This window comes from Rhodospirillaceae bacterium, assembly GCA_028819475.1.
GTDB lineage: Bacteria > Pseudomonadota > Alphaproteobacteria > Bin65 > Bin65 > Bin65.
The window spans coordinates 25,223-51,009 of sequence record JAPPLJ010000008.1 but is presented as its reverse complement, the minus strand read 5'-3'; the positions used below and the strand labels follow the sequence as shown (position 1 = coordinate 51,009).

Here is a 25,787-nt window from a genome sequence, read left to right as displayed (position 1 = left end):
GCGCCGTTACAGTTCGCCCTTTTCCTCCAGCACCTTGCGGGCGACGCGGAAGCATTCGAGGGCCTGGGGCACGCCGCAATAAATGCCGACGACGTGGCACGCCGCGCGGATCTGCTCCCTGGTGACGCCGTTGCCGAGCGCGCCCCGGCAATGGGTCTCCCACTCGGTCATCTTGCCGAGCGCGCCGATCATGGCGAGGTTCATCAGCGAGCGGGTCTTGGGGTCGATAGCGTCGTCGCCCCAGCCGAAGCCCCAGCACCAGGCGGTCATCGCCTCCTGGAACGGCCGGGTGAAATCGTCGGCATTGTCCAGCGCTTTCTGCACATACTCCGCGCCGAGGGTCGCCCGGCGCTGCGCCAGGCCGGTCTCGAACAGATCCTGATCCATGGTTTCTCCTGGGTTGGGTTGAATGTCGGGCCCGTTACACGTCCTCTTTGTCCGCCAGCGCGGCCAGAACCCGTTCCGGCGTGAGCGGCAGTTCGGTCAGGCGGACGCCGACGGCGTCGTAGATCGCGTTGGCGATCGCACTGGCGACCGGCAGCATGCCGCCTTCGCCCATGCCCTTGGCGCCGAACGGGCCGGGCCCGTGGCCCTGTTCCTGGGTGACGGAGCGGAAATCCGCCGGCAGGTCGTCGGCGAGCGGCACCCGATAGGTCAGCGCGTCGCCGTTCACCAGCCGCGGGCCGTCGTAGATCATGCGCTCGAACAGGGCCTGGGACAGGCCCATCAGGGCGGCGCCCTCGTCCTGGCCGCGGCAGGCCAGGGGATGGATCGCACGGCCGGCATCGCCGGTCACGAACAGCTTCTCGACCGTGACCAGGCCGGTCTCGGTATCGACGGCGACCTGGGCGCCGCCCCAGCCGATCTCCCAGAACACGCAGGGCGCTTCGAGCGGTGCGGCGTGGCTGTTCTCCGCCTTGTGGAAACCCTCGCCGACGAATTCCCAGCCGGTGCCGCCGAAATGGCCCATGACCATCGGCGCGAGCGGATGGGCCTCGTTGCCCCGGCGGATTTCCCAGTCCTGCAAATTCAACTCTTCGGCCGGGCAGTCCAGCATGTCCGCGGCGAAATCGAGGATCTGCCGGCGCGCGGCCAGCGCCGCCCGGTCGACCGCCTGGCCCATCACCGAGATCGCCGAACTGGCGTTGGTGCCCTGGTCGAAGGGCGAGTGGTCGGTATCGACCGGCATGTAGCGGACCCGGGAACGGTCGGCGCCGAGACGTTCGGCGACCACGGCGGAAAGCGCCGTGTGCGCGCCCTGGCCGATCTCGGCGGTGCCGCATTGCAGGAAGATGTCGCCGTTGGTCGAGACCTTGACCCGGGCGAGCGCCGGCTTGTTGACCCCGCCGCCGTCCTTGAAGCCGATGGCGAGGCCCATGCCCCGCTTGACCGGTCCGTCGTCTCGCAATTCGCCCCGCCGGCGGTAGCCCAGTTCGCGCACGACCAGGTCGAGGCCTTCGCGCAGGTCGCTGTCCATGCCGCTCTCGCCGGGCACGAAGGGCTCGCCCAGGTCGATCAGGTTCTTCCGCCGCATCTCATACGGGTCGATGCCGAGCCGATGCGCGATCATGTCGATCTGGGATTCGCAGGCCCAGCTGGTCTGGGTGCCGCCGAAGCCGCGGAACGGGCCGGCCGGCGCCGTGTTGGTCATCACGCAGTAGCAGTCGGTCTTGATATGCCGGTAGCGGTAGGGGCCGGGAATGCGGTAGCCGGCCTTCTCGGCGACCAGCGGGCTGCCGTCGGAATAGGCGCCGGAATCGAGCAGGATCTCGCTTTCCCGGGCGACCAGCGTGCCGTCCGCCATGACGCCGGTCTTCACCTTCAGGATCGCGGCGTGCTGGGTGTTGGTGAGGAAGCCTTCCTCCAGGGTCAGGCAGAAGCGCACCGGCCGTCCGGCGAGGCGGGAGAGGGCGAGCGCCACCGGCTCGGTCTTGCAGCCGTTCTTGCTGCCGAAGCCGCCGCCGATATAAGGCACGCGCACCGTGATCCGGTTCTCGGCGATGCCGAAGATGCGGGCGATCTCCTTGCGTACGGGAAACGGGTTCTGGCAGCTCGTCCACAGCTCGATCCGGTCCTCGTGCGCCCAGTCGGCGACGCAGACGAAGGGCTCCAGGTGGAAGTGGTGCATGCGCGAGAAATGGAACACGTCCTCGAAGACGTGATCGCATTCGGCGAAGGCGTCGGCGGGGCCGGTCTCGTAGGAGAAGCGGTAGCAGACGTTCTTGCGCGGCCGCAGTTCGCCCGAGGCGCCGGTACCGTATTTCGGTACGATGCCGATGGGCGGTTCCTCGAACAGTTCCGGGGCGTCGGGGTCCGAGGCGCGTTCGATATCGGTGACGGCGGGCAACGGCTCGTACTCGACGCGGATCGCCGCGAGCGCCCGGTTGGCCGTGCCCTCGTCTTCGGCGGCGACGGCGGCGACGATGTCGCCCTCGTAGCGCACCTTGTCGGTCGCGACGATCGGCTGGTCCTTGATGAAATAGCCGTAGACCGGCATCGGGATCGCCGCGGTCTCGTTCCGGGTCAGCACGGCGTGGACCCCCGGCATGGCGCGCGCCGCCGAAGCGTCGATTGACCGGATGCGGGCGTGGCCGTGCGGGCTGCGCAACACCTTCGCGTGCAGCATGCCCGGCAGGTCGATATCGGTCGTGTAGGCCGCCCGGCCCGACACCTTCTCGGCGGCGTCGACGCGCCGGTCCGTCCGGCCGATATTGCGCAGCGGCAATTCGGTCATGGGGCCGTCTCCCGTTTACGCCGCGCGGCGTCGCGCACCGCCTCCAGGATCAGGCTGTAGCCCGTGCAGCGGCAAATGTTGGAGCTGATCCAGTCGCGAATCGTCGCCTCGTCCGGGTCCGGATCGCAGGCGAGCAGCGCCTCGGTGAGCAGGATCATGCCGGCGGTGCAGAAGCCGCACTGAAAGGCAGAGTTGTCGGCGAAGGCGGCCTGCACGGGGCTCAATTCGCCATCGTCGGCCAGTCCTTCGATGGTGTTGACCGCACTGCCCGCGACCTCGAAGGCAAAGACCGAACAGCTTGCGCGCGGCACATCGTCGACCAGGACCGTGCAGGCGCCGCACACCGCGCGTTCGCAGGCCAGCCTGGTGCCGCGCCCGTCCCGCCGTTCGCGCAGCAGGTCGGCCAAGGTGGTCGACGTGGTCGTCGCGGCATCGACCGGCGCCCCGTTCAGGGTGAAGGAGACGTCGAAGCGGGGGTCGAGGCGGTCAGGCACGGGCCGCCTCCATCCGGCTAAGTTGCCGGGCAAGGATCGCAGCACCGGCCCGGCGCAGCCAGGCGTTACCGCTCGCCGGGTCGGCGAAATCGGTCGGCAGAGCCTCGAACGCCGCTGCTGCGATGGCCTTGGCGCCCGTCCCGGCTCCCGTCCCTGCCAGGTCGAGATCAAGCGCGACCGGCCGCAGATATTCGGTGGCGATGACGGCCCGGCCGCACGGCTTGCCGGCGCCGTCGCGCCACGTAGCGAGCGCCTGGGTCATCAGCGGGCGCAGAGAGCGGTCGTAATCGAGCCGCAGATCCGTGGCGAGCGGGATCGACAGGCGCGTCAGCAGCGACCGCGGCGGCTCCGCCCGGTCCCAGATTTCCGCCGATGTCAGCCCGGCCGCGCCCTCGCCCGAAACGAAGCGCGCCGTGCCGCCGAGTGCGGTCAGCAGGATCGACAATTCATAGCGGGTGTGGCGCGCCATCAGGTTGCCGCCGGCGGTGCCGCTCAGGCGGATGCGCATTTTGCCGAGCTTCGACCAGGCCTCGGCCAGGCCCGGAATCGCCGCCGTCGCGTCCGACGCCGCTCCTTCCGCGTGGGTCGTCAGCGCGCCGATGGACAGCGTGTCTCCCTCGACGCGCACGCCGCGCAGTTCGCCGAGCCGCTTCAGCCAGATCAGCGTGCCGATCGGCTTGCCCTCGCGCACCGCGCCGCAAAGGTCCGTGCCGCCGGCATAGGGTACCGGCCCCTCTGCGTCGGCCATCGCCGCGACCGCCTCGTCCACGCTTTCCGGGGCGATCACCGGAAAGGGCGGGATGTCCCGGTAGGAAGTGGCGATCAGCCCGGACTGGGCGACTTCATACATGCGCGCGGCAATCCTTCCGAATTCGGGGTCCGAGGAGCGCCGGCAACGCTATCCGCTCGTCCGCGGCCTGTCACCCTGAACCTGTTTCCGGGCCGGTTACTCGCCCTGCAGACGCGGCGCGAAGGTTCCGCGCTTGCGCCTGTAGACGTGCCGCGCCACGATGCGTGCGATTTTCCGACCGACGGCCATGCCCGGCCCCTGGAGGACCGATGGAGCTCGCATCCCGGCGCTACGATGTCGCCGATGTCGTGGCGGCGCAGGAATTCTACCACAGCCGGGGCTGGACCGACGGCCTGCCGGTCGTGCCGCCGACGGCGGAGGCCGTCGAAGCATGCCTGGAATGGGCGATGCTCGCGCCGGACCATCTGGTCGGCATCGAGCCGGTGCGCGCCCGCGCGCTGACCGCCGAGAAGCTGGCGGTCAACGCCGTCATGGCCGGCTGCCTGCCGATGCATTTCCCGGTCGTCGTGGCGGCATTCACGGCAATGCTCCAGGAACCCTTCCTGCTGCACGGCGCGACCGCCAGCACGGGCGGCTGCGCCGTGCTGGTCATCGTCAACGGGCCGATCGCCGCCGAGATCGGTATGGACCCGACCTTCAATGCGCTGGCATCGAGCGACCGCGCCTCGACGGTTATCGGCCGGGCGGTCCGCCTGTGCCTGATCAACCTGCTCGATGTCCGGCCCGGCGCCATCGACCGCTCGTCGCTCGGCCATCCGGGCAAGTTCAGCTATTGCCTGGCCGAGGACGAGGCTGGTTCGGACTGGCTGCCGCTTGCCGACGAGCGCGGCGTGCCGCCCGGCGCGTCCAGCGTCACGGTCATGGCGGCCGGCGCGCCGCGTCAGCTGATGAACGAATGGACCACGGTTCCGGAAGAAATTCTTGATACCTACGCAGCCGAAATGCGCGCCAACATGCGCCATTACTCAATCTGGCCCGGCAACTACGCGATCGTCGTCCCGCCGCAGCTGCGCGCCCATTTCAACGCCGCCGGCTGGTCCAAGGCCGATATCCGTGCCTGCATTTTTGAGAAGGCGCGCATCCGACGGGCCGAGTGGGCCGAGTGCGGCAAAGCGGCCGTGGTGCGCGACCGGGGCGATCGGGAATATGCCGCCCTGACCGCGCCGGAGGACCTGCTGGTGGTCGCCGCCGGCGGCCCGGCGGGCGGCTTCGGCGCCGTTATCCCGCCCTGGCTGGGCGACAAGAGCCGGGCGGTGACCGTCGCCATCGGCGCCTGCGTCGATTGCGAAATACCCTGACCGGCCAGCCCGGAGGCGAAGAGAAGATGCAGCTACTCGACCCGTCGCACGAGGAAGGCGCAACGGCGTTCGCGCCGGCAGCCCGGCTTGCCGCGCTCGAGGGCGCGATCGTCGGGGTGATCTCCAACGGCAAGGAAGGCACAAAAGGCTTCTTCTCGGCCTTCGAGACGGAACTCCGGCAGCGCTACGGCGTCGCGCAGGTCGTGCTGCGCACCAAGTCCAACTTCAGCGCGCCGGCGGACGCGGCGCTGATGGACGAGGCGAAGCGCTGGCACGCGCTGGTCGCCGGGGTCGGCGACTGAGGCAGCTGCTCGTCGTGCAGTTTGCACGATGCGGTTGCCGGAGAACGCCTCGGGATTCCCTCCGCCGGCATCATGACGGAATCCTTCGTCAGCGCGGCCGAATTGATGGCCCGTGTGCTCGGTGCCGACGGCTACCCCTTCGTCGTGATCGAACACCCGATCAGCAGCGCCGACGGTCCGGCGCTCGCCGACCGGGCGCAGCGCGCCGCCGCCGATTGTGCGGGGCTGCTTACCGGCGCGGACGCCTAGCGGCGGCTGGTCCTGAATTCCCGGCGCCGCCGGTCGCCGGTCCGGTGGCACCGCGCCGAACAACAGTCGAGAAGCAAGATCGGAGACCGGCAGGCAAAACCGGCAATCAAGATCGGCAAAATATCTTGCCAGTGATATATAAAATGCTTATTTATTTGAATATTCTTGCAAATAGAGATCGGCAACATATATGCTCGAAACACCCGGCAGGATCGAACCGTGCCTGTTCGAGGAGCATATTCCGGCCGAACTGGCCGACCTCGCGGTAGAGGTCGAACGGGCCGCGCACGGCCTGGGAACCGGCCTGCATCCGGGCAGCGCCGCGGAACTGGCCGGCCTCGTGCGGCTGATGAACTGCTATTATTCCAACCTGATCGAAGGCCACAACACCCGGCCGCACGATATCGAACGCGCCCTTGCCGGCGCCGAACTCGACGAAGAAACCCGCCCTCTGGCGCTCGAAGCGCGCGCCCACGTCATCGTCCAGCAACGGATAGACGAGGTGCACCTGGCGGGAGAGCTGCCATCGCCGACCTCGGTGGCGTTTCTCGCCTGGATCCACGGGGCATTCTACGGGGAGATGCCGGAAGAATTCCGGTTCGTCGAACACCCGGACGGCCGGCGAGAGGAGATCGTGCCGGGCCGCATGCGCCGGGACGGCGACGCAGAGGTTGCGGTCGGCCGGCACCGGCCGCCCTCGTCCGACCGCGTCCCGGACTTCATGGCGTATTTCGAGCGGCGTTTCGGGTCCGCCGAGGGGTCGGCCAGCGGCCGGATCATCGCGATCGCCGCGGCGCATCATCGGTTGAACTACATCCACCCCTTTCCGGACGGGAACGGGCGTGTCAGCCGCCTGATGTCGCACGCCATGGCACTGAACGCGGGGATCGGCGCCCAGGGCCTGTGGTCGATTTCGCGCGGGCTGGCCCGCGGTCTCGAAGACCGGGGCGAGTACAGGCGGATGATGGATCATGCCGACAGCGAACGCCGGGGCGACCGCGACGGGCGCGGCAACCTCTCCGAAGCGGCGCTTCGGGAATTTAGCATCTGGTTCCTGAAGGTGATGCTCGACCAGATCGCCTTTTCGACGAAGCTCTTCGATCTGGCCGGGCTGGAGCGTCGGTATCGCCGCCTTGTCGCGGACGTCGTCGACGACAGGCGGGCGCCGGCCCTCGCGGCTGCCGTGCTGCACAACGGCGAACTGGAGCGGGGTCGGGCGGGCATCGCCCTCGACACCTCGGAGCGAACAGCCCGGAATACGCTGCGGAAACTCGTCGAGGCCGGATTTCTGGCCTCTGCATCGCCGAAGACGCCGGTGCGCCCGTCGTTCCCGCTCGACTATCGCGAGCGGCTATTCCCGAACCTGTTTGCAGATATCGATCCATCGTAGCGGCGGGCCCGGCCGGCCTCGCTTCACGGCCCTGGGCGCCGGAACAAATCCGGGGCGGGATGATCGGTCGGGCCGAATATCAACGAAAGAGCAGCGTTAGCAATATCCACCGGCTTCGTCCCGCCGTCGCAGGAAAGGACACAAATCCCGATCTTTCCCGGAAAAAACGTAAGAACCCCGCCGCTTGCGACGCCGGCTTCGGGTTGAAGCGGGCGTGAAGTCAGACGGGGTTCAGCGCCTTTGCGCGTAACGGTCTCTCGGACCGATCACAGCGACTCAGCTTGTAGAGTCGCGCAAATTTACTGGATGTTCTTTCGGGAGCGGGCCGTATCGTCCGTCGACCGGTTCGGGGTGTCGACGGAGCCGACGGCCCGGAAGTTCGTCCGGTGGATCGTTCGTCATACGGCGCCTCCTCGACAGGGTGTCACCGCGCTGCCGCATCGACAGCTGGCGAACAGTGTCAACCCGCACCGGTTATCAGTCAAATCACGATTTTTCCTTTTCCAGCGCGTCGTGCAGGTTTTCGAGCGTCTCGTACAGGGCGTCGACCCGGTCCTTGCCGAACGCGTCCTCGATGGCGCGGTACTGGGCTTCCGAATACGGCGCCCGACGTTCGAGCAGCGCGCGGCCTTCCGGCGAAATGGCGACAAGAGTCCTGCGCTGGTCGGACGGCGCGGGGCGGCGCGAGACCAGACCGGTCGATTCAAGATGCTTCAGGATGCGGCTGAGGCTGGGGGTCAGCAGGCAGCACAGGTGGGCCAGCGCGCCGGTCTCGACCTCGCCGCGGTCATGGAGGGCGCGCAGCACCCGCCATTGCTGCTCCGTAATGCCGAAATCGCGCAGCGACGGCCGGAACCGGTCCATCACCGCTTCGCGCGCCCTGAGCAGCGCCATCGGCAGCGAGCGGGAAAAATCCCGCATCGGCGGATCGGGAAGACCGTCGCCGTTCATCCGCCGAACCGGGCGGGCGGACTCTCGTCGTCCGCGACCCTGTTGGCAAGGGTGCCGATGCCCGCCGCCTCGACCTCCACCATGTCTCCGGGCACCAGCCATTTCGGCGGGTCGAAGAAGGCGCCGGCGCCGGTCGGCGTGCCGGTGGAAATCACGTCGCCCGGTTTCAGCGCCGTGAAGGCCGAAACGTAGGCGATCAGATAGCGGAAGCCGAAGATCATGTTGGCGGTGGTATCGTCCTGCCGGACCTCGCCGTTCACCCGCGTCGTGACGCGCAGATCGTCATAACCGTCGAATTCGTCGGCCGTCACCATCCAGGGGCCGGCGGCGCCGGATTGCTCAAAATTCTTGCCTTGGGTGATGTTGAACTTGCCGTGGCGCATCCAGTCGCGGACCGAACCTTCGTTGATGCAGGTCAGGCCGGCGATATGGTCTTCGGCCCGGTCCTGCGGAATGCGCCGGCCCGGCTTGCCGATGACGATGGCGATCTCGCCCTCATAGTCGAACTGTTCGGATTCCGGCGGCCGCAGGACCGGCTGGCCGTGACCGGTCAGCGACCCCGGCGTGCGCATGAAGACGTTGGGATATTTCGCCTGCGCCGACCTGTCGACATATTCGTCGTCCCGGTTTGCGTAGTTCACGCCGATGCACACCGTCTTGTCCGGGTCGGGAATTGGCGGCAGGAAGGCGATATCCTCCAGCGCATAGTCCGCTGGCGCGCCGCGGGCGGCCTTTTCGGCCTCGGCCAGCGCTTCGGCGCGCAACAGGGACAATAGATCGGGATAGCGGCCCAGACGTGCGCCGAGATCGATTGCGCCGGCGCCGTCGGCCGCGCCCCACCGGTCCCGCCCGTCGGCACGAAAGCTCAAAAGTTTCAAAGGAAAATTTCTCCGGTTACGGGTCTGTTTTTGTGGCCTGCGCACGCCGGCCATCCGATTGACAGCGGAAGCGGCCGGCCATATTACTTAACATGTTAATGGTTTGGCGGCGGCCGGTCAATCGGTGCTGCCGCGAGGAGCGGGGACTCCCGACATGCCGCATTTCCGGATCGAGTATTCGCGCAATCTGGAAGAGGCCCTGGACCTGCCGGAACTGTTCGAACGGCTGACCGGGGTTGCGGCCGGCACCGGCGTGTTCCCGCTGGCCGGCATCCGCTGCCGGGCGCTGCCGCGGGACTCCTACCGGGTCGCCGACGGCCATCCGGACAACGGCTTCGTCCATGTCGAGTTGCGGGTCGGCGCCGGGCGGGACATTCGGACTTTGCGCGGCGCCGGAGAAGCGGTTTTCGCCGCCCTCAACGATCATATGGCGGGCCTACTGGCGCGCCGGCCGGTTGCCCTTTCCTTCGAAATCGCCGAGATTCATCCGGACCTGAACTTCAAGGCCGGCACGATTCGGGACCATATGAAAGCGCGGGCGGAAACCGCGGAGGCGGCCGAATGACCGATATGCTGACCGAGCATCTGGCGAAGCTGGCACCCTACCGGGAGCGTATCTGCGCCGGCATCCTGCCGCATTATATCGGCGGCGCGCCGGATCCGGGTGCGTCGGGCAAGACCTTCGAGAACCTGACCCCGGTCGACAATTCCAAACTCTGCGACGTTGCCCGTGGCACGGCGGCGGAGATCGGCAAGGCCGCCGAAGCGGCCGAGGCGGCGTTTGCGGACTGGCGTACGGCCTCCGGCAAGGCGCGCAAGCAGATCCTGCACCGGATCGCCGACCTCATCGTGGCGCGCCGCGAGGAGATCGCCCTGCTCGAATGCCTCGATACCGGCCAGACGATCCGCTTCATGAAAGCGGCGGCAGAACGGTCGGCGGCCAACTACCACTATTTCGCCGACCGCGCGCCCGAGGCGGCGGACGGTCTGGCGCTGCCGGCCGACGAGCACCTGAACTACACGACCCGGCAGCCGATCGGCCCGGTTGGCGTCATCACGCCGTGGAACACGCCTTTCATGCTGTCGACCTGGAAGATCGCGCCGGCCCTCGCGGCAGGCTGCACCGTCGTCCACAAGCCGGCCGAATGGAGCCCGCTCACCGCCACGATCCTCGCCGAAATCAGCCAGGAGGCCGGCCTGCCCGCCGGCGCGCACAACCTGGTGCACGGGTTGGGCGAGGATGCGGGGGTCGCGCTGACCGAGCACGAGGCGATCAGGGCCATCGCCTTCGTCGGCGAATCGGCGACCGGTTCGAAGATCATGGCCCAGGGCGCACCGACCCTGAAGCGGGTGCATTTCGAACTGGGCGGTAAGAATCCGGTGATCGTGTTCGAGGATGCGGATCTGGACCGGGCGCTCGACGCAGCCGTGTTCATGATCTACTCGCTGAACGGCGAGCGCTGCACATCGTCGAGCCGGCTCCTCGTCCAGCGCAGCATCCACGACGCCTTCGTGGAGAAGCTGGCGGCGCGGGTGCGCAACATCCGGGTCGGCCATCCGCTGGATCCGGAGACCGAGGTCGGCCCGCTGATCCATCCCGTCCATTTCGACAAGGTGTTGGGCTATATGGACGTGGCGAAGGCGGACGGTGCGACCGTTGCCGCCGGCGGCGCGCGCTCGGCCTTTTCGGATGCCGGCAATTTCGTCAGCGCCACCCTGTTCACCTGCGCCCGGACCGATATGCGCATCGCCCAGGAGGAGATTTTCGGCCCCGTACTGACCGTCATTCCCTTCGAGGACGAGGACGAGGCCGTGCGCATCGGCAACGACGTGCGCTACGGGCTGGCCGGCTATCTGTGGACCGGCGATGTCGGCCGCGCCCACCGGGTCGCCAATGCGCTCGACGCCGGCATGATCTGGGTCAACTCCCAGAATATCCGGCACCTGCCGTCGCCCTTCGGCGGCACCAAGGCAAGCGGGATCGGTCGGGACGGCGGCGACTACAGCTTCGATTTCTACATGGAGACCAAGAATATCTGCGTCGCGCTGGGCGATCACCGAATCCCGAGACTGGGCGCCTGAAACGATGAGCCTCTATTACGTCCAGAAACTGATGTACCAGCTCAACCGCGATCGCCGGGTGCGCGAGCGCTTCGAGGCCGATCCGGAAAGCGTGTTGGGGGAATACGAGCTGACAGACGAAGAGCTGGAGGCGATCCGCAAGCCGGATATCGGCCTGCTGTTCGTGCTCGGCGTCAACGGCCAGCTCCTGATGCATTATGCGGCGATGCATCAATATCCCTGGGCGGACTACATCCAGGCCATGCGCGACGGCGTTGCCGAACACGGCAGGGTGCGCGAAGGGCTCTACGCCATGCTGGAGGACTAGCGCGATGCCGCTGGTCTTTGCCGGCGTCGGCAGCCACGCCCCCGGGATCACCGGCCGTGCGCATCTGGCCGATCCGGCGATTCGCGACGAGTTTTATGCGAATTACCACCGCCTGCGCGACGCCTTGGAAGCGAGCCGGCCTGACGCCCTCGTGGTCGTCGGCGCCGAGCATTTCGCCAATTTCTTCTTCGACAACATGCCGGCCTACTGCATCGGCATGGCGGACTTCTACGAAGGCCCGATCGAGGACGAGGCGTGGCTGGGCATCGAGCGGCGGCGGATTCCCGGCGCGCCGGACCTTTCGAAGCGGCTCATCACCCGGATCATGGACGATTGCGATGTCGCCTATGCCCAGGAGTGGAAATTCGATCACGGCATCTCGGTGCCGCTGCATTTTCTGACGCCGCGCTACGACCTGCCGGTGGTTCCCATCAACATCAACTGCCAGGAACCGCCGCTCACCCCGCTGCACCGCACCTGGGCGTTCGGCCGGGCGCTGCGCGAGGCCTGCGACGCGGCGCCGGAGCGCATCGCGCTGATCGGCACCGGCGGCATTTCCCACTGGCCTTGCACGCCGGACAGCGGCACGGTCAACGAAGCGTTCGACCGGGATTTCCTCGACAAGTTCGTCAACAACCGCAAGGACGAACTGCTCGCATATACCGACGAGGAGGTGTATCGCGAGGCCGGCCATGGCGGCTTCGAGATCCGCACCTTCATTACGGTCGCCGCGGCGACGGAAGGCGCGACCGGCGAGCTGTTGTTCTACGCGCCGATCCCGATCTTCGCCGTCGGGTGCACGGTGGCGACGATGAGCGTTCAGTAAGGAGGCAAGGATGGACGGTTCCGTAACGCTGGACGATCTCGCGAACCGGCCCGCGCATATCGCGGAAGAGGAATGGCTGATGCGGGTCGAACTGGCGGCGTGTTACCGCATCTTCGACCATCTCGGCTGGATCGAGTTGATCTTCAATCACATCACCGCCCGGGTGCCGCAAAGCGCGTCGGGCATCGACATCCATTTCCTGATCAATCCGTTCGGCCTGATGTACCGGGAGGTGACGGCGTCCAACCTGGTCAAGATCGACCTCGAGGGGAACGTCATCGGCGACAGCGCCTGGGGTATCAATCCGGCCGGCCTGCCGATCCACAGCGCCATTCACGGCCATCACCCCACCGCCCATTGCGTCATGCATACCCACACGACCGCCGGCATGGCGGTGGCGTGCAAGGAAGCCGGGCTGGACTGGAACAATTTCTATTCGGCTCAGATCTACAACCAGGTCGCCTATCACGATTTCGAAGGCATCACGGTCAATCCCGGCGAAAAGGTCCGCCTGCTCGCCAGCCTGGGCGACAAGCGCCAACTCATCCTGCGCAACCACGGCCTGCTGAGCTGGGGCGAGACCATTGCCGAAGCCTTTGCCCGCCTGTGGACCCTGAACCGGGCCTGCGAAATCCAGATGGCCGCCGAAGGGATACCGGGCCCGTCGATTCCGCTGGCCGAGGAAGTCCGCCAGCAGTGCGCCCGGGTCAATCTGCAGTTCGACCGGAAATACGGCGGCGGCCAGAACGTGTTCGACGCGCTGCGCCGGACCGTCGACGCGGTCGATCCAAGCTACAGGGCGTAGCGTGAAGCTCTGCATCGTCGGCGCCGGATCGATCGGCGGTTTCATCGCCGCATTGATGGCCGAAGCCGGCCATGAGGTCTCGGTCGTCGCCCGCGGCGCCCATCTCGATGCCATACGCGACGGCGGCCTTCGCCTCGATTTCGAGGGGCGCCGGATAACGGCCGCGGTCGAGGCTTCCGACGATCCGGCAAACCTCGGCCCGCACGACTGTGTCATCGTTGCGGTGAAGGCGCCGTCCCTGCCGGGCATTTTGCCGGTGCTCGGCCCGCTGCTGGGGCCGGAAACGCCGGTCGTGACTGCGATGAACGGCATTCCGTGGTGGATGTTCGACGGATTCGGCGACCATGACGGCCTGACGCTTCGGACGGTCGACGGCGACGGGGCGCTCGCCCGGTTCGGCAACCGGGAACGTCTGGTCGGCTGTGTCATCCATATCGCCTGCGACGTGCCGGAGCCGGGCCTGATCCGGCACAACAAACTGAACCGCTTCATCCTGGGCGAACCCGACGGCACGCTGAGTTCGCGGGTCACAGGCCTGGCCGACGCCATGACCGCTGCCGGAATCGGCACCGAAGCGACGGCAGGCATTCAACAGGAGGTGTGGATCAAATTGCTCGGCAACCTGCCATTCGCGCCGATCAGCATGATTACGGGAGCGATCAACGATGTCCTGGCCGCGACGCCGGACATCCGGCGGCTGATGCTGGACATGTTCGAGGAGGCGGCGGCGGTCGGCATGCATTTCGGCCTCGAACCCGGCATGACGGCCGAGGCGCGCATCGATCTCGGCGGTTCGCTGGCCGGCTTCAAGACCTCGACCCGTCAGGACTACGAGCAAGGGCGGCCGGTCGAACTCGACGTTATCGTCAATGCCGTGCGCGAAATGGGCGACATCGCCGGTATCGACACGCCGACCATCGATATCGTCTACGCCCTGGCGGCCCAGAAGGCGGCGATTGCCGGCCTGTACCGCTATGACGGCGGCCCAGCTGAGGAGAACCAAACAGCATGAGCGAGCGTACGAGTCCGCCGTTCCGCGCCGACCATGTCGGCAGCCTGCTCCGGCCGCAGGTGCTGGCGGACGCCCGGCGGCGTTGGCAGGCCGGAGCGATGGCGGAGGACGAATTCCGCAGCATTGAGGGGCAGGCGATCCGCGATGTCGTGGCTGGCCAGCGTGACGCCGGCCTGCGGGCGATCACGGACGGCGAATACCAGCGCGACTGGTGGCATCTCGATTTTCTCGCCGGGTTCGACGGCATGGAACTGTGGCACACCGAACTGGGCGGCGGATTCAAGATTGCCGAACAGCCGCCGCTGGTCCGCTGCATCGGCAAGGTCGGCTGGCCGGACGGCGGCATTTTCGTCGGGGCGTTCCGGCGGCTGAAGGCGGCGGTCGACGAACTCGCGCCCGGCGCGACGCCGAAGATCACGATTCCCGGTCCCGGCATGATGCAGCTGCGCGCCGGCAGAAAAGCCGTCGATCCGGCGGCCTATACCGACATGGACCTGTTCTGGTCCGACCTCGCGGCGGCCTACCGGCAGGAGATCGCCGCGCTGGCGGACGCCGGCTGCACCTACCTGCAGATCGACGATGTCAGCTTCGCCTATCTGTGCGACGACAGCCAGCGCGCCGGCTTCCGCGACCGCGGCGAGGACCCGGACGAGGTGCTGCACCTCTATCGCGACGTCACCAACGAGGCGCTGCGCGACCGGCCGGCGGGCTTGACCGTCACGACCCATATGTGCCGTGGCAATTTCAAGAGCAGCTGGGTCGCCGAAGGCGGATACGGCCGCGTCGCGGAGACCCTGTTCCCGACCCTGGCCGTCGACGGTCTGTTCCTGGAATACGATACCGGCCGCGCAGGCGGCTTCGAACCGCTCGCGCACGCTTCCGACGACAAGCATGTCGTGCTCGGCCTGGTCACGACCAAGACCGGCGACCTGGAAGACCGGGGCGACCTGCTGCGGCGGATCGATGAAGCGTCGGCCTTCCTGCCGCTGGACCGGCTGTGCCTCAGCCCGCAATGCGGCTTCTCGAGCACCCATCACGGCAACGAACTGAGCGCCGCGCAGCAATGGGCGAAGCTCGGCCTGATCGCCGACGTCGCCCGCGAGGTGTGGGGATAGGGCCGGGCGGCCGGCCCGGCGCGCTACCCGCCGGGCTCTGCCAGTTTCTTCAGCCTGTCCCGGTAACGCCGGGCATTCTGAACATAGTATGTCGTGTTGAGCCGGATGGCGGCAATCTGCTTCTCGTCCATCCGGCGGACCACCTTGGCCGGCGACCCGACGATCAGCGAGCCCTCCGGGAACGCCTTGCCCTCGGTGACGAGCGCGCCGGCGCCGACCAGGCAGTTCGGCCCGATCTCCGCATTGTTCAGGACCGTCGCGCCGATGCCGATCAGGGAACCGTCGCCGATCGTGCAGCTGTGCAGGGTGACATGATGGCCGATCGTGACGTCCCGGCCGACGGTGAGGGGAATGCCGGGATCGGTGTGCAGCATGGCGAAATCCTGGATGTTGCTGCCTTCGCCCACTACAAGCGGCTCGTTGTCGCCGCGCAGCACCGCCTGCCACCAGACGCTGGCGTCCCTCCCCAGGACTACCTTTCCGATCAGCGTGGCGTTGGGCGCCACCCAGCTGTATTCATGGCAGTCGGGCGAAAATCCGTTCAGGCTGTACAGGGTCATGGGGCGCAAGCTCCTCAAACGGCGAAGGGACTGTCGATCCGGACGCCGGCCGTCATGCAGTCCCGCCGGCCAGGCCCAGGGCCCCGTCGACCATTGCCCCGTCGAGCCGCGCGCCGGCGAGATCCGCATTGTCGAGCCGAGCTTCGTGAAGATCGGCGCCGGCGAGGTTGGCGCCGGCCAGCCTTGCGCGTTCCAGATCGGCATGGTTGATCTCGGCGGCCGTCAGATCCGCCCCGGTCAGGTCGGCTTCGACCAGCAGGGCGCGGTGCATGAACGCGCCGGACAGGTCCGCCCCCCTCAGGTTGGCGCGCGAAAGGTCTGCCCGGATCAGTTCGGCGCCGCGCAGCGAGCAGCCCTCGAAGTCGGCGCCTTCCAGCGTATGGCCGTGCAGGTTGAAGCCGTCGAGCGCCGCGCCGCGGAAATTTCCCTGCGCCCCGGCCTTGCCGCCGGTGAGCAGCCAGGTCATGTGCCTCTGAAAGGCGTCGTCGAATTCCGCGCGTGTCATCGCTGGCTGCGGCTCCTGTCCGGAAGCGCCAGACGGACCCCGACCGGCCGCAAAGGTCAAGCCCTTTCGTGGCGGACGGGAAGGCGGCAGGGCGAAGGAGGAAGCTTGTCCCCCGCATCGTTCCTGATTTCGACGCAATGGAAAAATTGCAGAATTTGACGTAACTTGCCGTATAAAGCTGCGACGGACTCGCAATGCGCGGGTCGTTCACCAATTTGTCGAACGCGCGGTCCGCAAGCCGATTGCCCGGCCGCAAATTCAGGAAAGTCGGCGCTCATGACTGCCGAAGCTCAACGAGAAGACCGTCCAGCTCAGCCGTCGGGAGATAGCGGGGCGGCTGCCGCGCCCCGGACGCGCAAGGGCGGTTTTTTCCGCGCGCTCGGCCGCGGTATCCTCCTGCTGTTCAAGGCGGCCGTCCCGGTGGCCGTCCTCGGCGGCGCGTTCCTGGCCTTCCAGTATATGATGGCCACCCGGCCGGAGGTCGTTCGCAAGCCGGTGGCGGAGAAGGTTTATTTCATCGACACCGTCACGGCGTCCAAGGCCACGGTCGTGCCGCGGCTGGTGCTCTACGGCAATATCGTCGCCGGGCGCGATGTCGAGTTGCGGCCCCTGGTCTCCGGCCGGGTCGTCCGCGTCGCCACGACCTTCTCCGATGGCGGCATCGTCCGAAAAGGCGATCTGCTGGTCGAGATCGATCCGTTCGACTACCGGATCGCGGTAACCGAACGGAAGACCCAGCTGTCCGAGTCGCAGGCGCGCCTGACCGAAATCGAGGCGGACCTGAAGGGCGAAAAGGCCCTGATCCGGCACGCACGGAACCAGATCGAACTTCGTCAGCGCGATCTCGCCCGGCGGAAATCGTTGCTCGAACGCGGCGCCGGCACCGCGAAACTGCTCGACGATTCGAAACTTGCGCTGAGCAGCCAACAGCAAAAGCTCGACGAACGCATCCGCCGGGCCGCGACGCTGGAAGCGCGCCTCGTGCAGCAGAAGGCGGTCATTGCGCGCACCGAATGGGCGCTCACCCGCGCCGAACGCAACCTGCGCGATACCCGGCTCGTCGCCCCGTTCGACGGATTCCTGAGCGACATTTTCACCGAAATCGGCAAGAAGGTCGGCGTCAACGACAAGATCGCCCGCCTGACCGACGCCGGGCGATTCGAGGTCGAGTTCCAGGTCAGCGACGCCCAGTACGGCCGCCTGGTCCGCGAGGGCAGGGTGATCGGCCGGCCCGCATCGGTCGTCTGGCAGACCGGCGGCCGGAATTTTGCCTTTCCCGCGACCATCGCCCGCGTTTCCGGCCTGGTGTCGAGCGCCAGCGGCGGGGTCAACCTCTTCGCCCGGTTGGAGGCGACGGACACCACGACCCTGCTGCGGCCCGGCGTCTTCGTCGAGGTCAGGATGGCGGACACGACCTACCGGGATGTGTTCCGGCTGCCGGATGACGCCCTCGACGACGGCCGGTTCGTGTATATCGCGGTCGACGAACGCCTGGTCCGGCGGCCGGTGACTGTGGCGGGGCGGGTCGGCAACGATATCCTGGTGCGGGGCGAAATCGCCGACGGCGACCGGGTCGTGGCACGTACATTTCCGGAAATCGGGCCGGGCCTGAAGGTCAACGTGCCCTCTGCGTCTGCCCGCAAGACCCAGTGACGCCGCCCCGATGAGCGCTTCGGCAGATCGTTCCGGGGAGCCCGGCAGCACGCGGTCCGAGACCGGATACGGGCCGCGCAATATCCGCCGCAAGAACGATCTGATCGGCCTGTTTACACGGCATCGCACGGCGGCGAATTTGCTGATGGTGCTGATGCTGGTCGCCGGCTTCTTCGGCCTGTACCGGATGACCACGCAGTTCTTTCCCGATTTCGGCATCGATGTCGTGCTGGTCTCCGTCGCATGGCCCGGCGCCAGCGCCAGCGATGTCGACAGCAACATCGTTCAGGCCGTCGAACGGGAAGTTCGTTTTATCGACAGCGTAAAGGCGGTGAAATCGTCGGCGTTCGAAGGGCGGGCCTCGGTCGCTGTCGAATTCGAAGCGGGCTCGGACATGCAGAGCGCGCTCTCGAACATCGAAACGGCGGTCGGTCAGGTCACCACCCTGCCGCAGGATGCCGAGACGCCGACCGTCCGGCGCATCGTACGCTACGATACCCTGTCGCGCATCCTGGTGTCCGGGCCGTATTCGGAGGCCGCGCTCAAAGTCTACGCCAAGCAGGTCCGCGACGGTCTGCTCCGCCGGGGCATCGACAAGATTGACATCGGCGGCGGTCGCAACGAGGAAATTCTGGTCGAAATCAAGCCGGAAACGCTGCGCCGCCTCGAACTTACGCTGAACGAGGTTGCCCAGAAAATCCGCCAGATCACGCAGGATGTCCCGTCCGGCGACGTCGCGGGCCGGGCGGAACGCCAGCTGCGCAGCGTCGGCGACGTCAAATCGGCCCGGGAACTCGGCAGGATCGAGATCAAATCGCTGGCGAGCGGCGAGAAAATCCTGCTGCGCGACATCGCGAATGTGCGGGAGGCCTTCGACGACGACGGGCGGACCTATTGGCGCGGCCGCAACCGCGCCATCGAACTGCACGCCAAGCGCACGCCGGCGGACGACGCCCTGATCCTGGCGGACGAGGTCGACCGGTATCTCGCTGAAATCGGCCCGACCCTGCCGCCCAACCTGAAACTGGAGCGTTTCGACGTCCAGGCGGAACTGGTCCGCAGCCGCATCAACCTGCTGCTCGAGAACGGCGCGTCCGGCCTGATCATCGTGCTGATCGTCCTGTTCCTGTTCCTGAACGGCTGGGTGGCTTTCTGGGTGGCTGCCGGCATCCCGATCTCTCTGGCGGCGACGATGCTGGTGATGTGGCTGTCCGGCCAGTCGATAAACATGGTCAGCCTGTTCAGCATCATCATGGCCATCGGCATCATCGTCGACGACGCCATCGTCGTCGGCGAGCATTCCGAGGCGCTGCACCGGCAGGGCTACGACAACAAGCTGGCCGCCGAAGCGGGCGCCCGGCGCATGGCGACGCCGGTAATCTGCGCGGCATTGACGACGATTGCGGCGTTCCTGCCGCTGCTGCTGATTACCGACGTCATCGGCTCGATCATCCGGACGATCCCGCTGGTGGTGATCGCCGTGATCATCGCCAGCCTGGTCGAATGCTTCCTCGTGCTGCCCGGTCATATGCGCCACGCGCTGGAACTCACCGCCCGGCGGCGCGGGCGCGCGGGCTGGTTCGCACCCCTGTTCGGCATCCCGCTCGTCTGGCTCTGGCCTGTGATTCCCCTGGTTCTGGCTCTTCGCCTGCTTGTCCGCATCCTGATGGCGTTCAAGCGCGGCTTCGACCGCGCGTTCGAATTTTTCCGCGAGCGGATCTTTCTCCCGATCGTCCGCGCGACGATACGCTGGCGCTATACGACCGTCGCGCTGGCGCTCGCCGCCCTGATCGGCGCCGCGTCCATCGTTGCGGGCGGACGCATGAATTTTGTCTTCTTCGCCAATCCCGAGGTCGACAACGTCTTCGCCACCGTCGAGTTCTCCGCCGGGACGCCGCGGGCGCACACAAAGACAATGGTCGAGGAGATGGAACGGGCCATGCGCGCCGCGGAACGCCACCTGACCGGCGGCAAGAACGGCCTGGTCCGCTTCAGCTACAGCGTGATCGGCTACCCCCTGGGCACCCGGCCGAACGAATCGCCGGTCCGGGGCGGCCATGTCGGCGGCATGTTCGTGCAGCTCGTCCCGGCCGACCGGCGCACGATCCTGTCAGAACAATTCATCGCGGCCTGGAAACAGCGGATTCGCAGCATGCCCGGGCAGCAGCAACTGAAGATCAAGTCGGCAACCGGCGGGCCGCCGGGCCGGGATGTCGATGTCCGCCTGACCGGCGCCTCGACCGTCGAACTCAAGAAGGCGGCCGAGGAACTGAAGCTCGTCCTCAAGACGATTCCCGGCGTCCGGGCGACGGAAGACAATCTGCCCTACGGCAAGATCGAGACGCTCCTCGAACTGACCCCGCGCGGCCGGGCACTCGGCTTCACGACGGAAAGCGTCGGCCGCCAGGTCCGCAACACCTTCGAGGGCGCGATCGCCAAGCGGTTTGCGCGCGGCGACGAGGAGGTCGTCGTCCGGGTGCGCTTCCCGAAAGACCGGCTGAGTTCGGAAGCGCTGCACAGCCTGCATCTGCGCGCGCCCAACGGCAGATTCGTGCCGCTGGGCGCCGTCGTCAGCATTCGGGAAAAACAGGGATTCGCCCGGGTCAAGAGCGAGGACGGGCTGCGCGAGGTCGCCGTGACGGCCGATCTGAACACCCGCGTGATGACGACCCAGCAGGCGGTCGCCGAAATGAAAAAGTCCGGACTGGACGACATCGCCCGGAAATACGGCGTCGAATACCGCTTCGAAGGGCGCGACAAGGAGCAGAGGCGCACCTTCAAGGACATGCAGATCGGCGCCGGCATCGGCCTCACCCTGATCTTCATCATCCTCGCCTGGGTGTTCGCCGGCTATCTGCGGCCGCTGGTCGTCATGTCGGTGATCCCGATGGGTTTCATCGGTGCGGTGCTCGGCCACTATCTGATGGGCTTCGACCTGAGCATCCTCAGCCTGATTGCGTTGATCGGCCTGTCGGGCATCGTGGTCAACAACTCGATCATCCTGGTGTCGGTGGTGAAGGAACGCATCGATTCCGGGGAGCCGGTCTACGATGCGATTGCCAACGGCGCGCGCGACCGTCTGCGCGCCATCATCCTGACCTCGGCGACGACCATCGGCGGATTGACTCCGCTCCTGTTCGAGACCGACCTCCAGGCGCGGTTCCTGATCCCGATGGCGATTACGCTGGTCTTCGGCCTGATGGTCGCAACCCTGCTGGTCCTGTTCGTCGTGCCGTCGCTGATCGCCATCCAGGCCGATTTCGGGCGCGTATTCCAGGGCCGCGACCCGCGCGCCGCCGGGGTGCCGGTTCCGGCCGAGTGACGTCGCCCGCCGGCTTTGCCGGTGGAAACCGGGACCGCGCTAAAGTCCCGCCGGCGAAGGCGACCGGAATTCGTGCGGACGCATCTTTCGCCGGACTCAGGCTCGTCGGAGACGTTCCGTCGACGCGCCGCGGCCGGGAGAATCCGCGAACCGATCGTATTTGCCGGAGCGTTGCAAAGCCTTGGGAGTCGGCAGGTTGCAAGGCTTTCTAAATCGTGGAATCATCCTGTCGGGTGGATGGAAATCGATGGTCCTGACATGGCATTTCGAATTGGCTTGCTGCTTTTTCCCGACATTATGCAACTCGATATGACCGGGCCGCATGAGGTTTTTTGCAATTTTCCCGACACCGAGGTGCTGCTGGTCTCGAAATCCCTCGACCCGGTGCGGTCCGGCGGCGGAATGCGGATTCTGCCGGATGTGAACTATGACGACTGTCCTCAGCTGGACCTCGTCTGCGTGCCGGGCGGCGCCGGCATGAACGCCCTGCTGACGGATACGGACACTCTGGATTTTCTTCGCCGGCAGGCCCAGGGCGCGCGCTACGTCACGTCGGTCTGCACGGGCTCTCTGGTCCTCGGAGCGGCGGGGCTTCTGAAGGGGCGGCGGGCGGCGTGCCATTGGATGTCGCGGGAAATGTTGTCGGCGTTTGGCTCGATTCCGGACCCGTCCCGGGTCGTCATCGACGGGAACATCATCTCGGGCGGCGGGGTGACGGCCGGGATCGATTTCGCCCTGACCGTTGCCGGCGAACTGTTCGGCCCGGATGTCGCGAAAAAGATACAACTCGCAATAGAATACAATCCGCAGCCGCCGTTCGATGCCGGATCGCCGGAAGCGGCGGGCGCAGACATCGAGGCGGCGGCCCGTTCCGCGGCGAGCGAGCGTCAGGCCCAGCGCGAGGCGGCGGTTCGCGCCGCAGTCCAGGCAGCATAGGGCCGGTTCAAACCAGCTTTTCCAAATCGGAGAACCGTTTGCGCGGTGATCGGGAAATTCCTCGATTGCGCGCATTTTTTCAAACCGGGGGACACTTTACCAATTGTATCTCACCCTGAACTCTCTCGCGGACGTAATCGGAAGCGGGTTCCGGCATAGCGGAAAGCGCTTCGGGTAAGCAGCCGGCCAATGGATCTTGTCATCGCCTTGGCCCTGAACGGCCTGGTCTGGGGATTGATCATTGCGCTGATCGCGCTTGGCCTATCGATCATCTTCGGTCTGCTCGACATCATCAATCTGGCGCACGGCGATTTTTTCATGGTGGGGACGGTCCTCACCTGGTTCGTGCTCGAAGCGACCGGGAACTACTGGCTCGCGTTCCTGATCGTGCCGCTGCTGGGCTTCTTGCTGGGGGCCCTGGTCGAGCGCTCGGTCATTCAGCCGATCCGCGGCATGGCGGCGCTCTCCATCGTGGCGACGTTCGGCCTCTCGATCATCATTCAGGAAGTCGTGCGGGCGGGCTATGGCGCCGCCCCGAAACGCATTCTGCCGCCGATCGAAGGAACGATACCGCTCTTCGGCATAGAGTATGATTACTACCGGATCTTTGCGGCGGCGGTTTCCGTCGTCGCGATCTTCGTGTTCTTCGCCTTCCTGCATCGCACGAAGCTGGGTACGTGGATGCGCGCCGTCCGCTTCGACCGCGACACCGCGCTTGCCATGGGGGTGCCGGCGCGCACTGTCTACATGGTCACCTTCGCCCTCGGATTCTCGATGGCCGCGCTCGGCGGGGCGGTTGCCGCGCCGATCACAACCGTGGACTTCCAGACCGGCGTCGATGTGCTGCCCTTCTGCTTCATGGCGGTCATAATCGGGGGCCTGGGCAACCTGCCGGGAACGGTGGCCGCCGCGGTTCTTCTTGCCGTTACCGAAGGCGTGGTGACCAGCTTCACCGATCCGACAGTCGCGCGCATCGTATCGCTCTGCCTCATGAGCGCCGTTCTGATTGCACGGCCGCACGGGCTCTTCACCGGCGCAACGCGATGAAGGCGCGCATCGACCGTACCGTCCTGCTTGCCGTTGTGGCGCTTCTGATCGTGGCGCCCTGGATCCTGCAGGCGCTCGAACACGAATTCTGGCTCGATATCCTGGCCGAAGTCCTGATCTGGTCCCTGTTCGCGGCAAGCGTCAATATTCTGTTCGGCTATGCCGGGCTGCTGTCTTTCGGGCAGGCGTTGTTTTTCGGGATGGGCATGTTCGGCGTTGCAATCGGCATCGCCAAGCTCGGACTCGGATTCTGGCCGGCCCTGGGGCTCGGCATGGCGGTTGCCGTCGGAACGGCGGCGATCACCGGCGCGCTCGCGGTCCGGCTCACCTGGCATTATTTCGCGATCATCACCGTCGTCTTCTCGCTGATTTTCTACTTTATCGCCTTGAGCGCGAAACCGCTGACCGGCGGCGACGACGGAACGAGTTTTGTCATGCCGGCCATGCTGGAAATCGGCGAATTCGAACTCAGCCTCACAGACCAGACGGTGCAGTATTTCTTTATTCTCGCAGTTGTAGCAGCGGCCTATTTCGTGAAGTTCCTGATCGTCCGGAGCCCGTTCGGCATGGCGCTCATGGCGGTACGGGAGAACGATGTTCGCGCATCCCTGATCGGCTTGAACGTCTACTTCCTGCGCTGGTCGGCCTTCGTGATCGCGGGCGCGTTCGCCGGGCTGGCGGGGTGCCTGTTCGCCATGTTCGGGCGTTATGCTTCGGCGACGTACATGTTTTATCATGTGTCCGGGGAGGGCGTGGTCTGGACGATCATCGGCGGTGCGGGGACGCTGTTCGGCCCGGTGGTCGGCACCGCGCTCCTGATCGTCGTCCGCGAAGAACTTTCCAATATGTGGGAGCACTATCCCATTCTGGTCGGAATCGTCGTCATTCTGACGGTTATCTTCGCGCCCAAGGGGCTGATGGGTTTCTGGAATGCGTTGCTTGACCGCCTGACCCAGCCGTCCCCGAATCGGGCGGCCGGAGGGGAGCCGCCGCACGAAGAGGACGCCGCCGCCGCGCCGGTCCGCGGCGAAGGTCGCTCATGACCGCGCCCATGCTGGAGATCGACAACCTGACCAAGCGCTTCGGCGGCCTGGTTGCGCTGGACCATGTGACGCTCGACTTCGAACCGGACGTGCTGCACGCGATTATCGGCCCGAACGGGGCCGGCAAGACGACCTTGTTCAACACGATCTCCGGCATGCTCAAATCGGATTCCGGCACGGTGCGGTTTCGCGGCACGGATATCTCGGGGATGGCGCCGCACCGGATCAGCCGTCTCGGCATGAGCCGGTCGCTGCAGATCAAGAGCGTCTTCGATTCGATGACCGTGGCGGAAAATCTGTGGATCGCGGCGCAGGCGAGGCAGGGCGTCATGCATCCCTTCGCCAGCCGCTCCCGCTTCGGCCGGACCGCCGAGCGCGTCGACGAAATCCTGGAACAGACCGGCCTTTCCGGGCTGCGCAGCGTCCCGGCGGGCACACTGTCCTACGGCGACGTCGCCTTGCTGGAAATCGGCATAGCCCTGGCCACCGGGCCGTCCCTTCTCCTGCTCGACGAGCCGATCTGCGGGATGGGGCCGGCGGAAACCGCGGCGACGGTCGAGAAAATCCGCCATCTGGCCGAGGCGGTCGATATTATCGTCATCGAGCACGACATGCCGGTCGTGTTCGATCTCGCCGACAGGATCACGGTAATGGCGCAGGGCGGCATCCTCGCCCGGGGCGCTCCGGACGAGATCGCGAACAACGCTGCTGTGCGGGAAGCCTATCTCGGCGAAGAAGAGGACGACGAGGACGATCCCGATGCTTGAGGTGCGCGACCTTCACGCCAGTTACGGCAAGGTGGAAGTGCTCCAGGGCGTTTCGCTGGATGTCGCCGACGGCGAAATCGTCGGTCTGCTGGGCCGCAACGGCGTGGGCAAGACGACCACGCTGAAGGCGATCATGGGTCTTGTCCGGGCCTCGGCGGGGCGGGCGACGTTCGACGGCGTCGACCTTACCGGTCTTGCGGCGCACAGGGTGCCGGCTCACGGCATCGGCTATGTTCCCCAGGGGCGGGGGATTTTTCCGAATCTCACCGTCGAGGAGAATCTCTTTCTCGGCCTCAGGAGCGAACCGTCGGCGCAGCAACGCGCCCTGGTGTTCGGTCGCTTCCCGCAATTGCAGGAACGGCTCACTCAAAAGGGCGGCACGCTGTCCGGCGGCGAGCAGCAACAGCTGGCGATCGCGCGCTGCCTCGTCATGCAGCCCAAACTGCTGATACTCGATGAGCCGACCGAAGGAATCATGCCGATCCTGATCAAGGAAATCCGGTCCGAAATCCGCAAGATCAACAAGACCGGCGTTTCCATTCTTCTTGTCGAGCAAAATCTGGTGACAGCCTTCAAGATTTGCAGCGTCATCTACCTGATGGAAAAAGGGGCCATCGTCCATCGGTCGAGCGCTGCAGACCTCAAGACCCAGCCCGATGTCATTCATCGGTATCTCGGTATGGCCGCTTAGAAACTTTAG

Annotated in this window: 26 protein-coding genes; 18 read left to right on the top strand and 8 right to left on the bottom strand. The window is 66.2% G+C overall.

Annotation, left to right across the window (positions count from 1 at the left end; genetic code table 11):
- Positions 1-6: 6 nt before the first annotated feature.
- From OXM58_01975 to OXM58_01960, 4 genes are read right to left on the bottom strand one after another with little or no spacing between them, the layout of a single operon-like run.
- Positions 7-387: a carboxymuconolactone decarboxylase family protein gene (locus tag OXM58_01975; protein MDE0147115.1), complete on the bottom strand. Its 381-nt coding sequence runs from the start codon at positions 385-387 to the stop codon at positions 7-9.
- 34 nt (positions 388-421) lie between these two features.
- A complete protein-coding gene (locus OXM58_01970; GenBank protein ID MDE0147114.1) occupies positions 422-2,734 on the bottom strand; it encodes a xanthine dehydrogenase family protein molybdopterin-binding subunit in 2,313 nt (770 codons plus the stop codon).
- A complete protein-coding gene (locus tag OXM58_01965; GenBank protein ID MDE0147113.1) occupies positions 2,731-3,228 on the bottom strand; it encodes a (2Fe-2S)-binding protein in 498 nt (165 codons plus the stop codon). Before OXM58_01965 ends, OXM58_01970 begins: the two co-directional genes overlap by 4 nt.
- Positions 3,221-4,078, bottom strand: a complete 858-nt coding sequence (locus tag OXM58_01960; protein ID MDE0147112.1) for an FAD binding domain-containing protein — start codon at positions 4,076-4,078, stop codon at positions 3,221-3,223. Before OXM58_01960 ends, OXM58_01965 begins: the two co-directional genes overlap by 8 nt.
- Before the next feature lie 209 nt (positions 4,079-4,287).
- Here OXM58_01960 and OXM58_01955 point away from each other — a divergent pair, with 209 nt between their 5' ends.
- The 4 genes from OXM58_01955 to OXM58_01940 all read left to right on the top strand — a co-directional run bounded on the left by OXM58_01955 (position 4,288) and on the right by OXM58_01940 (position 7,278).
- The gene (locus OXM58_01955; protein MDE0147111.1) at positions 4,288-5,337 is read left to right on the top strand and encodes a hypothetical protein; all 1,050 of its coding nucleotides are present in this window, start codon (positions 4,288-4,290) and stop codon (positions 5,335-5,337) included.
- Between the two features lie 26 nt (positions 5,338-5,363).
- The gene (locus OXM58_01950) at positions 5,364-5,639 is read left to right on the top strand and encodes a hypothetical protein (GenBank protein ID MDE0147110.1); all 276 of its coding nucleotides are present in this window, start codon (positions 5,364-5,366) and stop codon (positions 5,637-5,639) included.
- Between the two features lie 72 nt (positions 5,640-5,711).
- Positions 5,712-5,888 carry a hypothetical protein gene (locus OXM58_01945; protein MDE0147109.1) on the top strand — a complete coding sequence of 59 codons (177 nt, stop codon included), beginning with the start codon at positions 5,712-5,714 and terminating at the stop codon, positions 5,886-5,888.
- Between the two features lie 190 nt (positions 5,889-6,078).
- Positions 6,079-7,278: a Fic family protein gene (locus tag OXM58_01940; GenBank protein MDE0147108.1), complete on the top strand. Its 1,200-nt coding sequence runs from the start codon at positions 6,079-6,081 to the stop codon at positions 7,276-7,278.
- Positions 7,279-7,764: 486 nt separating this feature from the next.
- Here OXM58_01940 and hpaR read toward each other — a convergent pair whose 3' ends face one another.
- Both hpaR and OXM58_01930 read right to left on the bottom strand, forming a co-directional pair.
- Complete coding sequence (gene hpaR / locus OXM58_01935; GenBank protein ID MDE0147107.1) at positions 7,765-8,229, bottom strand: homoprotocatechuate degradation operon regulator HpaR; 465 nt, start codon at positions 8,227-8,229, stop codon at positions 7,765-7,767.
- The gene (locus tag OXM58_01930) at positions 8,226-9,107 is read right to left on the bottom strand and encodes a fumarylacetoacetate hydrolase family protein (protein MDE0147106.1); all 882 of its coding nucleotides are present in this window, start codon (positions 9,105-9,107) and stop codon (positions 8,226-8,228) included. The genes hpaR and OXM58_01930 overlap by 4 nt, the downstream gene beginning before the upstream one ends.
- 154 nt (positions 9,108-9,261) lie before the next feature.
- On the opposite strand from OXM58_01930, the gene OXM58_01925 reads away from it, so the two are divergent.
- The 7 genes from OXM58_01925 to OXM58_01895 are packed head-to-tail and all read left to right on the top strand — an operon-like array spanning position 9,262 to position 15,254.
- Entirely contained in the window at positions 9,262-9,672 is a 411-nt protein-coding gene (locus OXM58_01925) for a 5-carboxymethyl-2-hydroxymuconate Delta-isomerase (protein MDE0147105.1), read from the top strand.
- A complete protein-coding gene (gene hpaE, locus OXM58_01920) occupies positions 9,669-11,189 on the top strand; it encodes a 5-carboxymethyl-2-hydroxymuconate semialdehyde dehydrogenase (GenBank protein MDE0147104.1) in 1,521 nt (506 codons plus the stop codon). Before OXM58_01925 ends, hpaE begins: the two co-directional genes overlap by 4 nt.
- A 4-nt stretch (positions 11,190-11,193) precedes the next feature.
- Positions 11,194-11,496 (top strand): hypothetical protein, encoded by a 303-nt coding sequence (locus tag OXM58_01915; protein ID MDE0147103.1) that lies wholly within the window; start codon positions 11,194-11,196, stop codon positions 11,494-11,496.
- 4 nt (positions 11,497-11,500) lie between these two features.
- A complete protein-coding gene (locus OXM58_01910) occupies positions 11,501-12,322 on the top strand; it encodes a hypothetical protein (GenBank protein ID MDE0147102.1) in 822 nt (273 codons plus the stop codon).
- Positions 12,323-12,332: 10 nt separating this feature from the next.
- Positions 12,333-13,127, top strand: coding sequence for a class II aldolase/adducin family protein (locus OXM58_01905; protein ID MDE0147101.1), 795 nt, complete (start codon positions 12,333-12,335; stop codon positions 13,125-13,127).
- Position 13,128: 1 nt separating this feature from the next.
- Positions 13,129-14,139, top strand: coding sequence for a 2-dehydropantoate 2-reductase (locus OXM58_01900; GenBank protein MDE0147100.1), 1,011 nt, complete (start codon positions 13,129-13,131; stop codon positions 14,137-14,139).
- Positions 14,136-15,254, top strand: a complete 1,119-nt coding sequence (locus OXM58_01895; GenBank protein MDE0147099.1) for a 5-methyltetrahydropteroyltriglutamate--homocysteine S-methyltransferase — start codon at positions 14,136-14,138, stop codon at positions 15,252-15,254. Before OXM58_01900 ends, OXM58_01895 begins: the two co-directional genes overlap by 4 nt.
- 23 nt (positions 15,255-15,277) lie before the next feature.
- Here OXM58_01895 and OXM58_01890 read toward each other — a convergent pair whose 3' ends face one another.
- A complete protein-coding gene (locus tag OXM58_01890) occupies positions 15,278-15,814 on the bottom strand; it encodes a gamma carbonic anhydrase family protein (protein ID MDE0147098.1) in 537 nt (178 codons plus the stop codon).
- A gap of 52 nt (positions 15,815-15,866) precedes the next feature.
- Positions 15,867-16,319 (bottom strand): pentapeptide repeat-containing protein, encoded by a 453-nt coding sequence (locus OXM58_01885; protein ID MDE0147097.1) that lies wholly within the window; start codon positions 16,317-16,319, stop codon positions 15,867-15,869.
- Between the two features lie 276 nt (positions 16,320-16,595).
- Between OXM58_01885 and OXM58_01880 the strand changes: the two genes are divergently transcribed.
- The 7 genes from OXM58_01880 (at position 16,596) to OXM58_01850 (ending at position 25,778) form a co-directional block, all read left to right on the top strand.
- The gene (locus tag OXM58_01880) at positions 16,596-17,972 is read left to right on the top strand and encodes an efflux RND transporter periplasmic adaptor subunit (GenBank protein ID MDE0147096.1); all 1,377 of its coding nucleotides are present in this window, start codon (positions 16,596-16,598) and stop codon (positions 17,970-17,972) included.
- A 10-nt stretch (positions 17,973-17,982) separates the two neighbouring features.
- Positions 17,983-21,294: an efflux RND transporter permease subunit gene (locus tag OXM58_01875; GenBank protein ID MDE0147095.1), complete on the top strand. Its 3,312-nt coding sequence runs from the start codon at positions 17,983-17,985 to the stop codon at positions 21,292-21,294.
- A 72-nt stretch (positions 21,295-21,366) separates the two neighbouring features.
- Positions 21,367-22,230: a DJ-1/PfpI family protein gene (locus OXM58_01870; GenBank protein ID MDE0147094.1), complete on the top strand. Its 864-nt coding sequence runs from the start codon at positions 21,367-21,369 to the stop codon at positions 22,228-22,230.
- Positions 22,231-22,419: 189 nt separating this feature from the next.
- Positions 22,420-23,277, top strand: a complete 858-nt coding sequence (locus tag OXM58_01865; protein MDE0147093.1) for a branched-chain amino acid ABC transporter permease — start codon at positions 22,420-22,422, stop codon at positions 23,275-23,277.
- Positions 23,274-24,320 (top strand): branched-chain amino acid ABC transporter permease, encoded by a 1,047-nt coding sequence (locus OXM58_01860; GenBank protein MDE0147092.1) that lies wholly within the window; start codon positions 23,274-23,276, stop codon positions 24,318-24,320. Before OXM58_01865 ends, OXM58_01860 begins: the two co-directional genes overlap by 4 nt.
- On the top strand, positions 24,317-25,087 hold the full coding sequence (locus tag OXM58_01855) for an ABC transporter ATP-binding protein (protein MDE0147091.1): 771 nt from the start codon (positions 24,317-24,319) through the stop codon (positions 25,085-25,087). The genes OXM58_01860 and OXM58_01855 overlap by 4 nt, the downstream gene beginning before the upstream one ends.
- Positions 25,080-25,778 (top strand): ABC transporter ATP-binding protein, encoded by a 699-nt coding sequence (locus OXM58_01850; GenBank protein ID MDE0147090.1) that lies wholly within the window; start codon positions 25,080-25,082, stop codon positions 25,776-25,778. Before OXM58_01855 ends, OXM58_01850 begins: the two co-directional genes overlap by 8 nt.
- The last annotated feature ends 9 nt before the right edge of the window (positions 25,779-25,787 follow it).

Excerpts from the sequence above, each read along its gene's own strand:
- OXM58_01850 (MDE0147090.1), top strand. The coding sequence starts at position 25,080 with ATGCTTGAGGTGCGCGACCTTCACGCCAGTTACGGCAAGGTGGAAGTG.
- OXM58_01910 (MDE0147102.1), top strand. The coding sequence starts at position 11,501 with ATGCCGCTGGTCTTTGCCGGCGTCGGCAGCCACGCCCCCGGGATCACC.
- OXM58_01970 (MDE0147114.1), bottom strand. The coding sequence starts at position 2,734 with ATGACCGAATTGCCGCTGCGCAATATCGGCCGGACGGACCGGCGCGTC.
- hpaR (MDE0147107.1), bottom strand. The coding sequence starts at position 8,229 with ATGAACGGCGACGGTCTTCCCGATCCGCCGATGCGGGATTTTTCCCGC.
- OXM58_01955 (MDE0147111.1), top strand. The coding sequence starts at position 4,288 with ATGGAGCTCGCATCCCGGCGCTACGATGTCGCCGATGTCGTGGCGGCG.
- OXM58_01905 (MDE0147101.1), top strand. The coding sequence starts at position 12,333 with ATGGACGGTTCCGTAACGCTGGACGATCTCGCGAACCGGCCCGCGCAT.
- OXM58_01880 (MDE0147096.1), top strand. The coding sequence starts at position 16,596 with ATGACTGCCGAAGCTCAACGAGAAGACCGTCCAGCTCAGCCGTCGGGA.
- OXM58_01895 (MDE0147099.1), top strand. The coding sequence starts at position 14,136 with ATGAGCGAGCGTACGAGTCCGCCGTTCCGCGCCGACCATGTCGGCAGC.
- OXM58_01925 (MDE0147105.1), top strand. The coding sequence starts at position 9,262 with ATGCCGCATTTCCGGATCGAGTATTCGCGCAATCTGGAAGAGGCCCTG.
- OXM58_01960 (MDE0147112.1), bottom strand. The coding sequence starts at position 4,078 with ATGTATGAAGTCGCCCAGTCCGGGCTGATCGCCACTTCCTACCGGGAC.
- OXM58_01940 (MDE0147108.1), top strand. The coding sequence starts at position 6,079 with ATGCTCGAAACACCCGGCAGGATCGAACCGTGCCTGTTCGAGGAGCAT.
- OXM58_01875 (MDE0147095.1), top strand. The coding sequence starts at position 17,983 with ATGAGCGCTTCGGCAGATCGTTCCGGGGAGCCCGGCAGCACGCGGTCC.
- OXM58_01950 (MDE0147110.1), top strand. The coding sequence starts at position 5,364 with ATGCAGCTACTCGACCCGTCGCACGAGGAAGGCGCAACGGCGTTCGCG.
- OXM58_01885 (MDE0147097.1), bottom strand. The coding sequence starts at position 16,319 with ATGACACGCGCGGAATTCGACGACGCCTTTCAGAGGCACATGACCTGG.
- OXM58_01855 (MDE0147091.1), top strand. The coding sequence starts at position 24,317 with ATGACCGCGCCCATGCTGGAGATCGACAACCTGACCAAGCGCTTCGGC.
- OXM58_01945 (MDE0147109.1), top strand. The coding sequence starts at position 5,712 with ATGACGGAATCCTTCGTCAGCGCGGCCGAATTGATGGCCCGTGTGCTC.
- OXM58_01975 (MDE0147115.1), bottom strand. The coding sequence starts at position 387 with ATGGATCAGGATCTGTTCGAGACCGGCCTGGCGCAGCGCCGGGCGACC.
- OXM58_01915 (MDE0147103.1), top strand. The coding sequence starts at position 11,194 with ATGAGCCTCTATTACGTCCAGAAACTGATGTACCAGCTCAACCGCGAT.
- OXM58_01890 (MDE0147098.1), bottom strand. The coding sequence starts at position 15,814 with ATGACCCTGTACAGCCTGAACGGATTTTCGCCCGACTGCCATGAATAC.
- OXM58_01860 (MDE0147092.1), top strand. The coding sequence starts at position 23,274 with ATGAAGGCGCGCATCGACCGTACCGTCCTGCTTGCCGTTGTGGCGCTT.
- OXM58_01865 (MDE0147093.1), top strand. The coding sequence starts at position 22,420 with ATGGATCTTGTCATCGCCTTGGCCCTGAACGGCCTGGTCTGGGGATTG.
- hpaE (MDE0147104.1), top strand. The coding sequence starts at position 9,669 with ATGACCGATATGCTGACCGAGCATCTGGCGAAGCTGGCACCCTACCGG.